Origin of the sequence: Sulfurovum xiamenensis (assembly GCF_030347995.1) — a bacterium.
Lineage (GTDB): Bacteria > Campylobacterota > Campylobacteria > Campylobacterales > Sulfurovaceae > Sulfurovum > Sulfurovum xiamenensis.
Genome location: NZ_JAQIBC010000001.1, coordinates 392,476 through 407,110, shown reverse-complemented (window position 1 = coordinate 407,110; position 14,635 = coordinate 392,476). Strand labels below are relative to the sequence as shown.

Genomic DNA, 14,635 nt, shown 5'->3' with positions numbered 1-14,635 from the left:
AAAAAATAGCGCTTTTTAAAAAAAATTTAAAAATTCCAAGTTTTACTTAAGGAAACTGTACATTGGGTTAAGATATCCGGTTTGGAAATCTTGAGTGAAAGTGTTTGTAGCTGTGGGTAGGTAGTGTAGAGGATCTCTTTGAGCCCTAAAAGCGCATTTTCCAAAAGTTCATAGCGCTTTTCTTTAAGTTCATTTTGTATCAGCAGTACCATATCTGCATAATCAATGAACTGATCATCGCTGTAATCATAGGAAGCTTGAAGGTTGATGATAACACGTTGAGGTCTGTCTCGCTCAAAGTCCAGTAAGCCGATGATCACATCAAAAGTTAGATCCTCTATGTGAATGGTCATATTAGACTTTGCCTTCTTCTTTTTTGAAGAGTCTTACGATATTTGGAATATGCTTATAAAAGATGATAAATGCAATGATCCAAATAGGTGCATGAGAACCTATTCCAGGTACTTCAGGATAGATGAGATAAGAGGCGATAATGAACGCTACGAGCCCAATCAGTGATGAGAGTGATGAGATCTTCAATCCTTTGGCTGCGATCAGCCACACAACAATAGCGATCAACGCAGGGATAGGCATCATAATAAGCAGTACACCAAAGCCGGTAGCCACGCCTTTTCCCCCTTCAAAAAACAAAAATGCAGAAAAACAGTGACCCACGACAGCCAGTACTGCAAGGGTCCAGAGTACGCTTTCGGGTGCATCAAGCATCATTGCTACGAGTATCACAAGCGCACCTTTGATAGCATCTAAGAAGAGTGTGATCGCCCCTAGTTTTTTTGCCAGTTTAGGATCTTTCTCTTTTACTACACGAAGCACATTGGTCGCACCTATATTACCGCTACCGGCTTCTTTGATGTCAACCCCTGCAAATTGTTTAGCAAGCAGGTATCCAAAAGGGATCCCGGCTATAAGATAGGCTGCGAGATAAAGTAAAATATTCTGATTTGTTAAAAAGTCCATGATCCGTCCACAATAAAAATTTATACTGCAATTTTAACCGAATTTTGATAAAATAGCCACAATAGATAAGGATATATAAGATGAGTATAGATTATAAAGCAGAAATAGACAGACTAAAAAAAGAATTGGATGTTACAGTAGTGGCACACTATTATCAGCGTGATGAAGTCTTTGAAATGGCTGATATCACGGGTGACAGTCTCGAGCTGGCACGCAGATGTCAGGCAGATACAAACCCTTGGGTCGTTTTTTGTGGTGTCGGTTTCATGGGGCAAAGCGTCAAGGTTATTGCGCCTGAAAAACGTGTACTCATGCCAAAGATCGCCTGTTGTGCTATGGCACGTATGATGGATGGATCGTATTTTGACGAATCGGTACAGTATATGGTAGACAGAGGTATTGCCAAAGAGAATATCCTGCCTATTACCTATATTAACTCTGATGCTTCAGTCAAAGCAAAGGTAGGAAAGATGGGTGGACTTGTATGCACCTCTTCCAATGCCTTCAAGATCATTGAGAAAGGTTTGGAGAGCGGGAAAAAGATCCTCTTTGTCCCAGATAGATGTCTAGGGCAGAACTTTGCGATACAGATGGGATTGAAATCTTGTGTGATCGGTGTAGAGGAAGAAGGGAAAGAGTGTGATCCTAAAGAGGCAGATATCATCTGTTTCAATGGTTTCTGTTCTGTACACCAGCTCTTTACAGTAGATGATGTTGAGTTCTACCGAAACAAGTACCCTGGCATTAAAATCGCTGTACACCCAGAATGTGATCCAAGTGTGGTGCTTGCAGCAGATTTTTCAGGTTCTACCTCACAGCTTATCAAGTATGTTAATGATCTTGACCCTGAACAAAAAGTAGCCATCGGTACAGAGTACAATCTTGTGAATAGAATGAGAAAAGGGAATACTTATGTCCTCTCCTCCACTAAACCGGAGTGTCCTACGATGAATGAAACAACGTTGGAAGATCTCTACAATACACTCAAATCGATAGAGGATAACAAGCCTATCAATGAGATCGTAGTGGACCCTGATACGATCAAATATGCCAATGTGGCATTAGAACGCATGCTGGCGATAAAATAATGTTAAAAGAGAAATTTTTAAAGGCTTTAGTGGCCGAAGACCTAGGACGTGGAGACCTCTTCTCTCGTATCAGTACCAGTAAGCCCATACGCGCATATATTATTGCAAAAAGTGATGGTGTATTGGCAGGTCAGGAGTATATAGATGCCTTTGCAAAAATGTATGACCTGACACTCGAGTGGAAAAAAAATGATGGCAGCCGTTTTAGTAAAGGTGAAAAGCTTCTTTTTATCTCCGGAGACTCAAAAACCATTCTCTCTTTAGAACGTTCTATTTTGGATATGGTCATTCATGCAAGTTCTATAGCGACCTTGACGGCTTCCTATGTGGATGCCATTAAAGATACGGGCGTGAAGTTGCTGGATACAAGAAAAACAAGACCTTTATTGCGTGAGTTTGAGAAGTATGCCGTACGCTGCGGTGGGGGGATCAATCACCGTATGGGCTTAGATGACTGTCTTATGCTCAAAGATACACATTTACAGACCATAGAGGATCTTGATGCTTTTATGAAAGAGGTACGACAAAAAATACCTTTTACTTCAAAGGTTGAGATAGAGTGTGAAAGTTTGGAAATGGCCAAGAAAGCCATGCAAGCAGGAGCAGATATCGTGATGTGCGACAATATGTCTACAGAAGAGACCGTAAAAGTTGTTGCATATAGAAATGAACATTATCCTCATATTTTGCTTGAGGCCAGTGGGAATGTGACACTTGATACGATCAAAAAGATTGCCGATACGGGAGTCGATGCTATTAGTTCGGGAGCTATTATTCATCAGGCAAATTGGATAGATTTGTCTATGAAGGTAGAGTAGTAACACTTCATTAACACTCTTTGTATATAATCTCAGACTGTGTGAATTAAACCATGAAAGAATAAAATGATGATTGAGAGTATCCCTTATGAAGAAGTCAGATCTAAGATAGCGTCTGCACATTCTGTCAGCATACTTTCGCACCTCAATCCGGATGCTGATACTTTGGGTACGGCTTTGGGTATCTATGCATTGTTAAGTAAAGACAAAAGGTTAAAAGTTGAAATAGTGAATGCTTCAACTGAGTTACCCCTGTATCTTAATTTTTTACCACACTTTAAAAAGATCAAGCATCATATGGATTATGCAGACAGTTTGATAATCTCCTGTGACTGCGGGAGTGTGGATAGACTGGGGTTTGATCTGGAGGGTCGAGATATTATCAATATCGATCACCATCAGAGTAATACATGCTATGGAAGTATCAACGTGGTGATACCAGAGTATGCCTCTGCATCACAGGTGGCCTTTGCATTGTTTAAAGCACTGTGTCCTATCAAGGCTGATGCAGCGACTTGCTTTTACACAGCACTCCTTTCTGATACACGGTTCTTTACAACATCCTCAGTCAATGAAGAAGTGTTTACCGTAGCACAAGAGCTTGTTCAAGCGGGTGCTTTACCTGATGAAATTGCGTGTCATTTTACGCAGAGACGACCATTGAGTTCATTGCGCATTTTACAAAGGGCTTTAAGCTCTTTATCTTTATACCATGACGCGGAGATAGCTACACTTATGGTAACAAAAGAAGATATAAGTGCAGCAGGTGCGACCGTACCTGATATGGAAGGTGTGGTAGATTATGCCAGATCTTTAGCGACGGTTGAGATAGCGATATTTGCGATGGAACTCGAGAAGGGTATTCGTATCTCTCTACGCAGTAAAAAAGTAGATGTTTCCAAAGTGGCTATGGCTTTTGGAGGTGGTGGGCATAAGGTAGCTGCAGGCTTCATACTTGCTCAAAGTGGGTTACAAGAAAGTATCGATACAATTTTAGAAAAGATAGAAGAATTAGGATTATTGGATGAGAAATAGAAGTGGTAAAAAAAGCGGAGCAAAACTAGCAGGTGGATTATTTTTAGTGGTATTGGTAGCTTTAGTTGCTGGAGCAGGGTATGTCTATACTGCACCGGAATTTGAAAGAGTAGTCCCGACAGTACATAGTGAACAAAATGTCTTTTGGAACCGTAAAGATCCATTGAAAGTGCAACTTTCTGACAATGAAGGATTGAAAAGTTTTCAACTGATCCTGAGTGACGGTACAAACAGCCTGATCGTTGGAGAGGGAACTTTGGAAGGAAAACCAAAAGAACAAATGCTTCTGGTGAACTATCCTCAAAGTAAGACTCTGGATCCAAAAGCAACCAAACTAAAATTAAAAGTCTTGGTCACTGACAGCAGTCTGTGGAACTTTACGCAGGGGAATAAGAGTGAAAAAGTGATCGACATCAATGTTGATTTCACAAGACCCAATGTCAATGTAGTCGCAAACTCTTACAGTATTACACAAGGCGGAAGTGCTTTGGTTGTCTTTCAAGCAGATGACGAGAATCTAGAGACACTTTATATAGAAGCAGGTGATACAAAGTTCAAAGCACAGCCATATAAAAAAGAAGGATACTATGCGGCACTGATAGCATGGGCTTTCACTCAGACAGAGTTTAAAGCGAAGGTAGTTGCAATAGATGCTGCAAAAAACGAACGTATGGCTGATATTCCTTTCTATCTTAAAAATTATCAGTATCAAGTGTCATGGATCAGAGCAAAAGACCACTTCATAGATGGAAAGATCACGGATCTTGCGTCAAGTGATCCTGAGTATGCGCATATCGATGATAAATTGGAAAAATTAAAAGCAATCAATGAGACCATGCGTTTGAAAAACGAAGCGCTGATCCACTCCTTAAGCAAAGAGGTCTCTTCAGATGTCTTGGAAAGTTGGAAAATAAAAAAATTCTATCCGCTTAGAAATGGACAAAAGGTTGCCAGCTATGGGGATGAAAGACATTACTACTATGGAAACAAAGAGAATGAAGTTTCTCAATCTTATCATGTCGGGTATGACTTGGCGAGTACAAAAATGGCGACGATAAAAACGTCTAATCCCGGTAAGGTCGTCTTTGCCAATGAAAATGGGATCTATGGAAATATGCCTATGATCGATCATGGATTGGGTCTCTATTCACTCTATGGGCACTGCTCTCAACTCTTGGTCAATGAAGGTGATGAAGTGAAGACGGGAGATGCCATAGCAAAAACAGGTGTTTCAGGTCTGGCATTGGGTGATCACCTCCATTTTGGTCTTTTGGTTCAAGGTATAGAGGTTAGACCCGTAGAGTGGTTCGATCAAGAGTGGATCAGAAAGAATGTAGACAATGTTTTTAAAGCTGCTGACAAGATCATTCAGGGGAAGTAGACTAAAAATTATACAGAGTAAAAGTATACACTTTGCAATAATTATTATATTATACTATAATACGCCAATAAAAAATTGAGAAAGGAGGGAGCTATGCAACAAAGAACACTGAAAAAAGCTGTGGAAGTTGTAGGTATAGGTCTGCATAAAGGTGAACCGATCAAGTTGAGACTTGAACCGCTTGATGTAGATTCCGGTATTATTTTTTATCGTGAAGATCTAGCGATGAGAATACTGCTTTCTCCCGATTCGGTCATTGATACACGTATGGCTACGGTCATAGGGAATGAGAAAGGGTATATCTCGACCATCGAGCACTTTCTTTCTGCCGTCTACGCGTATGGTATAGACAATATGCGTGTGATCGTGGATGGAAACGAGATGCCTATCATGGATGGATCCTCCATCTCTTTTTGTCTTTTATTGGAAGAGGCAGGTATCCATGAACAGGATGCTCTAAAGAAAATTATCCGTGTGAAGCAGCCTGTTGAGGTACGAGAAGGTGATAAATTTGTGCGTTTGTTACCGCATGAGAGCGCAGAGTTTGATTTTCGTATCAAGTTTGATCATCCCGTCATCGGTGATCAAAAAGAGCATTTTGAGTTCAGTACCAAAGCGTTTGTAGAAGAGATCGCAAGAGCAAGAACATTTGGATTTGCCAAAGATATACAGTATCTGCAGAGTCAGAACCTGGCGCTTGGTGCAACACTGCAAAATGCCATAGGGCTGGATGACCATAAAGTACTTAATCCTGAAGGGTTGCGTTTCGAGAATGAATTTGCAAGACACAAGATCTTGGATGCCATGGGTGATATGTTGGTCGCCGGTCATAATATACTAGGTAAATATGAATCATTTGCAGGCAGTCATGATCTCAATTATAAACTTACATCCAAATTACTCTCAGACAGTAAAAACTATGATCTTGTAGAAGTAGAAGAGTTACAAAGTAGAACATTTGCAAAAAGCTTTGCCTAAGAGATACGAACTCCTCGTTATATCCATCTCTTCACCTCTGTTGTTGGGGGTCTATGAAGAGGGTAGGCTTATTGAGACGATATCCAGTGAGTTAAAAACTTCCGAAATCCTTTTACCCCTGATCAAAGAGTCTCTTGACAAATATGATATCAGCAGGATCATCTATACCAGAGGTCCTGGTTCGTATATGGCTATCAAACTCACCTATATCATGCTTAAAACGATAGAGATTCTGCAAGGTATAAAGTGTGCTGGGTGTAGTGGTTTTGCCTTAAATGGTGGGGAACCTATCAAAGCGGTAGGAAACCTTTATTTTATCAAGGAAAAAGAGACTATAATTACAAAAAAATTTGAACAAGCGATCAATGTGAAGTTTACATTGCCTCAGAGTATTCAAGATCTTGAATTAGATGAAGAATCAACACCTGAGTACATACTGCCAGCTGTTTAGAATCCTGTGATCAGTTGCATGATCGACAGCTGGAGTTGACAAAGTGTCAGCGTAGTTTTGGGAGAAATCTCCAAAAGCGTTCAAAATAAGGACAATGATGTTTATAAGCGTACCTGCAACCTCTGCAAACTTAGGCCCCGGATTTGATACCTTGGGTCTTGCTGTAGACCTAAGAAATGAAATTACGATCACACCTTCAAAATTTTTGAGTCTTTCTACTCATGGAGAGGGTGATGACAATCCTAAAATAAAGAAGAATTCTCTGTTTTTAAGTATTTTTAATGAAAATTATAAAAGACTTACCGGAAGAGATGATAATTTTAGATTTGAGTTTCATAACCGTATTCCCATCTCAAGAGGACTCGGCAGTTCTTCTGCAGTGATTGTGGCTGCATTGAGTGCAGCGTATACGGCAGCAGATAAGAGATACAATAAAAGAGAGATACTCAACCATGCACTGCGCTATGAACATCATCCGGACAACATCACTCCTGCAGTCATGGGCGGGTTCAATGTCGCTTGTGTAGAGGGTGACAGGGTCTACAGCAAAAAAAGACGTATGCCTGACTATCTGAAAGCGGTAGTAGTGGTACCTAACCGCACTATATCGACGGCAAAATCGCGTACAGTGTTACCTAAAATGTACAGAAAAGAAGAGACAGTCTATTCTCTCTCCCGCTCTTCTTATATGACAGCACTTTTTATGAGCGAATCCTGGGACCTTTTACGTATTGCATCCAAAGACAAGCTCCATCAGGCAAGACGAATGAAAATGATGCCTGAATTGTTTGATGTACAGAAGTTGGCACTGAAGCATGGTGCACTGATGAGTACACTTTCAGGTTCAGGTTCTACATTTTTTAACCTTACCTACGAGAAAGATGCCAATAAAATAGCACAGGCACTGCAAGCACGTTTCCCGCAATTCAGGGTTTTTATTCTCTCTTTAGACAATAATGGTGTCATCACGAAGAGTTAAGCTGTACGCTTAATCTCTTTTTAGGTATAATACGCATGAATAAATCACAGCCAACACGTATGTGCATCGCCTGCCGAAGTAGACTTCCTCAAGACACTTTGATTCGTTTAAAACAAGAGGGTAGCGAGGTAGTAGGATTTGATGGTAAAGGAAGAAGCTTTTACCTCTGTGATATTTGTGTAAATAATGAAAAAAAAATCAAAGGCTTAGTGAAGCGTTTTAAACAGGATGAAGAACGATTTACCAAGTTGTTAAAAGCGTTGGCAAATGAAGCCGACACATGCAACTAGTTGCAGTATATTAAAGGAGTTAATCAAGAATGGATAAAGTTAAAATCCAAGAAATAGCAGATGAAGCAGGATTGTCAAACGCAGATTTGCTAGACAAAGCCAAAGAGTTAGGGTTTGATGTCAAAGCAGCCAATAGTACTATTAGTATGGAAAATGCTGGTATCCTCGTAGATTATGCGATTAGCGGAACATTGCCAAAAGGGTTCAAGAAACCTGGTAGCAAAGCAAAAATTACTGTCGTCAAGAAGAAAGAGGAAACTGTAGAGAAAAAAGTTTCAACACCTTCAGATGAAAGTGAGACTGTAGCAAAACCGGCAGCTGAAACTACAGTTGATACTTCTAAAGTAACGATAGAAGAGAAGGTTGAGGAAGTGGCTCCCGATAGCACTGAAAAACCTGCAGTTAAGAAAGTGAAGAAACGTAAAGGTATCTCTGTTGTAAGTAAGAAAACAGAAACTGAAGCACCTGCGACGATAGAAGAGTCTGAAGATAAACCACAGAAAAAAACACTTTCTCGAGGTGGCATTAAAATTGTAAGAAAAGCAAAACCTGCACCGGTAAGAGCTGCAACGAAGATTTCTATGGATGAACAGACACCATATGTATCAAAGAAGAAGCCTAAAAAAGTTGCAGAAGCAAGAGACAGCGGTACCAAGATAGACATTTTCAACCATGACAGTATGAGTGGTGATATCGATAGTGGTTTTGGTGAAGAAGAAGTCGTACTCTTAGATTTCTCTGATAAAAATATTTATGAAGATATGATGCGTCAAGAGCAGAAACGTAAAGAAGAAGCGAAGAAAAGAGAGCTTGCAGGTGTAGGAACTGGTAAAGGCAAACAAGCATTCCGTCCTCAACAGAAACGTTCACTGAAGCGTGGAGGTAAACGTAAGAAGTATGAGAAAGCTGAAAGCACAGAAGTGGTGACTTCAGTAGAGATCCCTGAGAATGTAAGGGTTTATGAGTTTGCTGAAAAAGTAAACCGTTCTGTAGGTGAAGTGATCGGTGTACTCTTTGCGTTGGGTATGATGGTAACGAAGAACGACTTTTTAAGTAAAGATGAAATTGAAATCCTTGCTGAAGAGTTTGAAGTGGAAGTGACGACTGTCAATCCTCTTGATGAACTTGAAATTGCAGAAGATCATGATGCAGAAGAGGATGAAGCGAATCTTGAAGAGAGACCACCTGTGATCACGATCATGGGACATGTTGACCACGGTAAGACTTCACTTCTTGACAGAATCCGTACTTCAAAAGTGGCAGATAAAGAAGCGGGTGGTATTACACAGCACGTGGGTGCTTACCAGGTAGAGAAGAATGGTAAGAAGATCACCTTTGTAGATACACCGGGTCACGAAGCATTTACAGAGATGCGTTCACGTGGAGCACAGGCGACAGATATCGTTATTATTGTTGTTGCAGCGGATGATGGTGTTATGCCTCAGACCAAAGAAGCGATCTCACATACCAAAGCAGCAGGAGTCCCTCTTATCGTTGCGATCAACAAAATGGACAAAGAGAGTGCAAATCCAGACAATGTGAAGGCTCAACTTTCTGAAATAGGTGTCATGGCAGCAGATTGGGGCGGAGAGTATGAATTCGTACCTGTCTCTGCACACACAGGTATGGGAATAGATGACTTGCTTGAAACGATTCTTCTACAAGCAGAAGTGATGGAACTCAAAGCTAATCCAAATAGAAAAGCAAAAGCGGTTGTGGTAGAAAGTTCACTTGAAAAAGGCTTTGGACCAGTTGCCAATGTCATTATCAAGAATGGTACTTTACATGTAGGTGATAATGTGATCGTAGGTAAGACATACGGACGTATCAAAGCGATCAAACTTGATGATGGAAGTAATGCTAAAGAGATCGGGCCAAGTACACCGGCAGCAATCGTAGGATTGAATGAAGTACCTGGAGCCGGTGATGAACTTATCGTGATGGATACAGATAAAGAAGTACGTGAATTGGCTGAAAAAAGAGCGGAGTATGATAGAGCAAAAGCACTCTCTAAGAGTACAAAAGCATCACTCGATGATCTTTCTGCACTTATCGCTGAAGGGCAGCTCAAGTCACTTCCTGTGATCATCAAAGCGGATGTACAAGGTTCTCTTGAAGCGATCAAAGGTAGTTTAGAGAAGCTTAGAAATGAAGAGGTAAAAGTCAATATCATTCATGAAGGTGTAGGTGGTGTAACAGAGAGTGATCTTACACTTGCAGATGCATCTGAACATTCAGTGGTACTTGGATTTAATGTACGTCCGACTGGTGCAGTGAAAAAGAAAGCCAAAGAGTTAGGTATAGAGATACGTACCTACACGATCATTTATGACCTTCTCGATGATGTGAAAGCGCTTCTTGGTGGACTGATGAGTCCGGTTATTTCCGAAGAAGTAACAGGACAGGCAGATGTACGTGAGACGTTTGTTGTGGGTAAAGTGGGTACGATCGCCGGATGTAAAGTCTCTGACGGTGTGATCACTAGAAACTCTAAAGCAAGACTGATCCGTGATGGTGTAGTCATCTATGAAAGTAAGATCGCTTCACTCAAGCGTTTCAATGAAGATGCAAAAGAAGTGAAGAACGGTTATGAGTGTGGTATCATGCTTGAAAACTTTAACGACATCAAAGAGGGTGACGTGATCGAAACCTTCAAAGATGTTGAAGAACAGGTGACTCTATAAGACGTCATTGGAAGAAAGTCCAAATGACAATGCTGACGCTGATGTCATTTCAGGCGTTGGCTTATGTGACGACTTGTCGCATTATGTATAAGAAAGGTTAAAGATGACACATGAAGAGATCAAAAGACATCGTGTAGAATCTATACTTAAAGAGATTATTCCTGAGGCACTCGGTAGTTTGGATGATGAGCGTATCAACGGACTGACAGTGACTGATGTGGTGTGTTCAAAAGGTAGGTCGGATGCGAAGGTATATCTTGATACCTCCTTCCTTAATGAGAAAGAACAGAATGAAGCGCTTAGACAGTTACGGACTGTAGCAGGATATATACAAAACCATTGTAAACAGAGTGAAGGGTGGTTTAAGGCGCCAAGACTTACTTTCGAGTTCGATCATCAGCTAGAAAAAGTGAGTCGAATAGAAGATCTCTTTAAACAAATAAGTACGAGAAAAACAAAAGATGACGGAGAGTCTACAGATGAATCTTGAAACACAAATCGCTAAAATTATAGAAGCCAATGGTGCATCCCTGTATGATATAGAGATAGTGACAGAGTTTGAAGAGACGATTTTTCGTGTTCTGATAACAAAAGCGGGTGGTGTGGATCTTGATCTGTGTGCAGATATTTCTCACGAACTTTCTCCTTTTTTAGATGTGCATCCTCCTATGAGTCAGAAATACCGTTTGGAGGTCAGTTCTCCAGGGATTGAAAGAAAACTCACAAAACCAGTGCACTTTAAAAATGCGATCGGTGAAAAAGTGAAGCTCAAGATCTCAGGCGGTGATAAAGTGAAAGGAACCCTTAAAAGTGCTGATAACGATGGTATCGTTGTAGAGACAAAGCAGGGTGATGAAAGCTTTGAATATGGAGCATTAGGTACAGCAAAAACCTATTTTGACTGGAACTAGAGTTCACTTTTACAAAAAGGAGAAGTTGCTGTGAGAGATGAGTTTTATATGCAACTTGCCCTGGATAAAGCCTGGGAATACCAAGGCTTGACCTACCCCAACCCTGCAGTAGGTGCAGTCGTTGTACTAGAGGGAAACATTTTATCCATAGAGGCGCACCAAAAAGCTGGCACTTCACATGCGGAAGTGTTGGCATTGCTCTCAGCCTACGAAACACTTTCACACAGATCTATAGATTTTGATCCCTATGATTCCCATAAGGCACATGCCTTTCTTTTAGCACTTCCCAAAGATTTTTTTGCTCAATGTAGTATCTATGTGACACTTGAACCCTGTTCACATGAAGGAAAAACACCTTCCTGTGCCTCTTTACTGCAGTCACTTGCACTGCACAGGGTAGTCATAGGTACAGAGGATCCTATAGCGGGACATGGCGGGGGGATGAAGCAGTTGGAACATGTAACTGTAGGTGTACTAAAAAAGGAGTGTCAGGCACTGATAGAACCTTTTCTTATTTGGCAAAAGAGGGCCTTTGTATTGTTTAAACTGGCGCAGACGACCAATGGGCGTATCGGTGGGGGTTACTTAAGTTCTCAGGCATCCTTGACCCACGTACATCAGTTAAGAGAAGTGTGTGATACACTGCTTATAGGTGGAAATACGGTAAGAGTAGACAGGCCAACTTTGGATTGCAGATTTATCCAAGCACAGGCACCTGACGTTAAGATCTATGCCAAAGAAGACAACCTTGATAGAGAGATCCCGCTTTTCACTGTTGAGAATAGGCGTGTAGAAGTTATCACTAGATTGGATTTTTTAGAGACACCGTCTTTTGTTTTGGTAGAAGGTGGTGAGGGTATGCTGAAGGCACTTCAAGAGAAGATAGATTGGATGCTTATTTACCAGACACCTAAGCTCTCTACGAATAATTTAACCTATAATACAACTATGAATTTACATTTTTTGTATCAAGATAAAAAAGATAAAGATCTGATGATATGGAGCAAAAAAATTGGGCATTGAGAAATTAACGGATAAAGAAGAGAAACAAGAAAAAATTGTCACAATGTTTGATGATATTGCATCAACGTATGACTTGGCGAACAGGGTATTGAGTTTTGGCATCGACATCCAGTGGCGCAAAAAAGGGTGTGACAAAGCCTTTGAGATCCTGGATAAAAAAGAGTTGACACAGGTGACAGATGTGGCTACGGGTACGGGAGACCTGCTAATCTACTGGAAAGAACAAGCCAAAAAGAATGGTGTCAAGATTGACAAATATGTAGGAATCGACCCTTCTGTAGGTATGCTGGACGTGGCAAGAAAAAAAGTGGATTTCGCAGAGTTCATTGAAGGAAAAGCCCAAAAGCTGCCCATAGAAGATGAGAGTACGGATGTGATCTCCATCTCTTACGGTATTCGTAACGTGGTAGATAGGGTAGAGGCACTGCAAGAGTTCAACCGTGCACTTAAACCACATGGTATTGTAATTATCCTCGAATTTACCAAACAAGACAGAAGAGGTGTGGTCAACAAGATCGTTGATTTTGGTATGAAAAAGGTGCTTCCTCGTGTAGGTGGACTGATCTCCAAGAATTATGAAGCCTATAAATATCTGCCGGACTCGATCGAAGAGTTCTTAACCACAGAAATGCTGGCCAAAGAGTTGGAAGAAGCCGGATTTGAGATGAAGTATATCAAATCTTTCTCTATGGGTATCTCGACCCTTCTCGTTGCACAAAAAATTTAACGCATAGATCAAAAAGGAGTACCATGAGTCAATCAATGATGAGTGTCTCCTCACTCAATACAAAAATCAAATCACTGCTTGAAGCCACCTTTATGCATATTCTTGTGGAAGGTGAAGTGGCGTCGGTAACTTATCATACATCAGGACATATCTATTTTTCCATTAAAGACCAGCAGAGCAGTATCAAATGTGTCATGTGGCGCTCTTCGGTTTCGAAATTGAAATTCCGCATAGAAAAAGGGATGCATATCGTCATAGAGGGTTCTATAGGCGTTTATACACCCAGGGGTGAATATCAATTCTATGCGGTGCATGTCGAACCTTACGGAAAGGGTGCTTTGGCATTGGCCTATGAACAGCTCAAAGAACGCTTAAAAGAAAAGGGCTATTTTGATGCACAAAGAAAAAAACCCATCCCTAAACATATTAGAAAAATAGCATTGGTCACAGCAAAAGAGAGTGCTGCTCTACATGATATGCTGAAGATCATTGAACATCGCTGGCCCTTACTAGAAGTCGTGATAGTCGATACATTGGTACAGGGGGATGAAGCCGCTGCCCAGATAGCCCATGCCTTGCACTATGCGGACAGTTTAAGTGTGGATGTAGTGGTCGTAGGACGTGGTGGGGGTAGTGCAGAAGATCTGTGGAGTTTTAACGAGGAGATGGTAGCAGATGCTCTTTTTACGATGCAAACACCTGTAGTGAGTGCCGTGGGACATGAAGTGGATGTGATGATAAGTGACTTTGTCGCAGATCTGCGTGCGCCGACTCCAAGTGCTGCTATGGAGATGATACTTCCGGATATGAGAGAGATACTATATACTTTAAATGAACTGGTTGAACGATTTACCTATGCGATGAATCAAAAACTGCAGCATCTTGTACGTGAATTAAAACATACAGAAGAGATACTGTTGCGTAGTTCACCTAGCAGACAACTCAAAGAGACACAGATAGAGTTTATACGTTTAGAAGAGGAGTTTAAGCGAATCATGACGTATAAGTTAGAGCGTTTCTCTTCTTTGTTACCTGAAATGTACACAAAGTATAGGCAGAATTTGGTGTTCATTCTTGAGCAGAAAAACCAGTATCTGGAATATATGGATAAAAAATTAAAGATGAATGATCCTAAACTGCAGTGTCGTAAAGGTTGGGCACAAATATCTGCAGAGGAGAAGACCATTGAACTGAGTGCCATTGAAGTCAATCAGAAATTTACGGTCCAAGATGCGGAAACACGAATAGAAGCTTTATGTTTAAGTAAAGCTTGAGTTTTAATATTTATAATA

At 40.8% G+C, this 14,635-nt stretch carries 16 protein-coding genes; 14 read left to right on the top strand and 2 right to left on the bottom strand.

The genetic code is table 11. From position 1 onward, the window contains the following. Positions 1-26: 26 nt before the first annotated feature. Together PF327_RS02120 and plsY are read right to left on the bottom strand one after the other, a co-directional pair. Positions 27-353, bottom strand: a complete 327-nt coding sequence (locus PF327_RS02120) for a dihydroneopterin aldolase (RefSeq protein ID WP_008244395.1) — start codon at positions 351-353, stop codon at positions 27-29. Position 354: 1 nt separating this feature from the next. Continuing rightward, entirely contained in the window at positions 355-978 is a 624-nt protein-coding gene (gene plsY / locus PF327_RS02115) for a glycerol-3-phosphate 1-O-acyltransferase PlsY (RefSeq protein ID WP_289401128.1), read from the bottom strand. 80 nt (positions 979-1,058) lie between these two features. On the opposite strand from plsY, the gene nadA reads away from it, so the two are divergent. The 14 genes from nadA (at position 1,059) to xseA (ending at position 14,617) form a co-directional block, all read left to right on the top strand. Beyond that, positions 1,059-2,066 carry a quinolinate synthase NadA gene (gene nadA, locus PF327_RS02110; RefSeq protein ID WP_008244391.1) on the top strand — a complete coding sequence of 336 codons (1,008 nt, stop codon included), beginning with the start codon at positions 1,059-1,061 and terminating at the stop codon, positions 2,064-2,066. After that, on the top strand, positions 2,066-2,884 hold the full coding sequence (gene nadC / locus PF327_RS02105) for a carboxylating nicotinate-nucleotide diphosphorylase (RefSeq protein WP_289401127.1): 819 nt from the start codon (positions 2,066-2,068) through the stop codon (positions 2,882-2,884). The genes nadA and nadC overlap by 1 nt, the downstream gene beginning before the upstream one ends. Positions 2,885-2,950: 66 nt before the next feature. Then, positions 2,951-3,919, top strand: coding sequence for a DHH family phosphoesterase (locus PF327_RS02100; RefSeq protein WP_289401126.1), 969 nt, complete (start codon positions 2,951-2,953; stop codon positions 3,917-3,919). Continuing rightward, positions 3,909-5,300: a peptidoglycan metallopeptidase Pgp6 gene (pgp6, locus tag PF327_RS02095; RefSeq protein ID WP_289401125.1), complete on the top strand. Its 1,392-nt coding sequence runs from the start codon at positions 3,909-3,911 to the stop codon at positions 5,298-5,300. The genes PF327_RS02100 and pgp6 overlap by 11 nt, the downstream gene beginning before the upstream one ends. A 93-nt stretch (positions 5,301-5,393) precedes the next feature. Beyond that, complete coding sequence (gene lpxC / locus PF327_RS02090) at positions 5,394-6,278, top strand: UDP-3-O-acyl-N-acetylglucosamine deacetylase (RefSeq protein ID WP_289401124.1); 885 nt, start codon at positions 5,394-5,396, stop codon at positions 6,276-6,278. Continuing rightward, a complete protein-coding gene (locus PF327_RS02085) occupies positions 6,259-6,729 on the top strand; it encodes a hypothetical protein (protein ID WP_008244375.1) in 471 nt (156 codons plus the stop codon). The genes lpxC and PF327_RS02085 overlap by 20 nt, the downstream gene beginning before the upstream one ends. 97 nt (positions 6,730-6,826) lie before the next feature. Next, entirely contained in the window at positions 6,827-7,708 is an 882-nt protein-coding gene (gene thrB / locus PF327_RS02080) for a homoserine kinase (protein WP_008244374.1), read from the top strand. A 35-nt stretch (positions 7,709-7,743) separates the two neighbouring features. After that, positions 7,744-7,998, top strand: coding sequence for a DUF448 domain-containing protein (locus tag PF327_RS02075; RefSeq protein ID WP_008244372.1), 255 nt, complete (start codon positions 7,744-7,746; stop codon positions 7,996-7,998). 29 nt (positions 7,999-8,027) lie between these two features. Further along, positions 8,028-10,682, top strand: a complete 2,655-nt coding sequence (infB, locus tag PF327_RS02070; RefSeq protein ID WP_289401122.1) for a translation initiation factor IF-2 — start codon at positions 8,028-8,030, stop codon at positions 10,680-10,682. Between the two features lie 103 nt (positions 10,683-10,785). Further along, on the top strand, positions 10,786-11,172 hold the full coding sequence (gene rbfA / locus PF327_RS02065) for a 30S ribosome-binding factor RbfA (protein ID WP_008244362.1): 387 nt from the start codon (positions 10,786-10,788) through the stop codon (positions 11,170-11,172). Then, positions 11,162-11,593 (top strand): ribosome maturation factor RimP, encoded by a 432-nt coding sequence (gene rimP / locus PF327_RS02060; protein ID WP_008244361.1) that lies wholly within the window; start codon positions 11,162-11,164, stop codon positions 11,591-11,593. The genes rbfA and rimP overlap by 11 nt, the downstream gene beginning before the upstream one ends. A gap of 30 nt (positions 11,594-11,623) precedes the next feature. Further along, complete coding sequence (gene ribD, locus PF327_RS02055) at positions 11,624-12,616, top strand: bifunctional diaminohydroxyphosphoribosylaminopyrimidine deaminase/5-amino-6-(5-phosphoribosylamino)uracil reductase RibD (RefSeq protein ID WP_289401120.1); 993 nt, start codon at positions 11,624-11,626, stop codon at positions 12,614-12,616. Next, on the top strand, positions 12,606-13,343 hold the full coding sequence (gene ubiE / locus PF327_RS02050) for a bifunctional demethylmenaquinone methyltransferase/2-methoxy-6-polyprenyl-1,4-benzoquinol methylase UbiE (RefSeq protein WP_289401119.1): 738 nt from the start codon (positions 12,606-12,608) through the stop codon (positions 13,341-13,343). The genes ribD and ubiE overlap by 11 nt, the downstream gene beginning before the upstream one ends. 23 nt (positions 13,344-13,366) lie before the next feature. Further along, on the top strand, positions 13,367-14,617 hold the full coding sequence (gene xseA, locus PF327_RS02045; protein ID WP_289401118.1) for an exodeoxyribonuclease VII large subunit: 1,251 nt from the start codon (positions 13,367-13,369) through the stop codon (positions 14,615-14,617). The last annotated feature ends 18 nt before the right edge of the window (positions 14,618-14,635 follow it).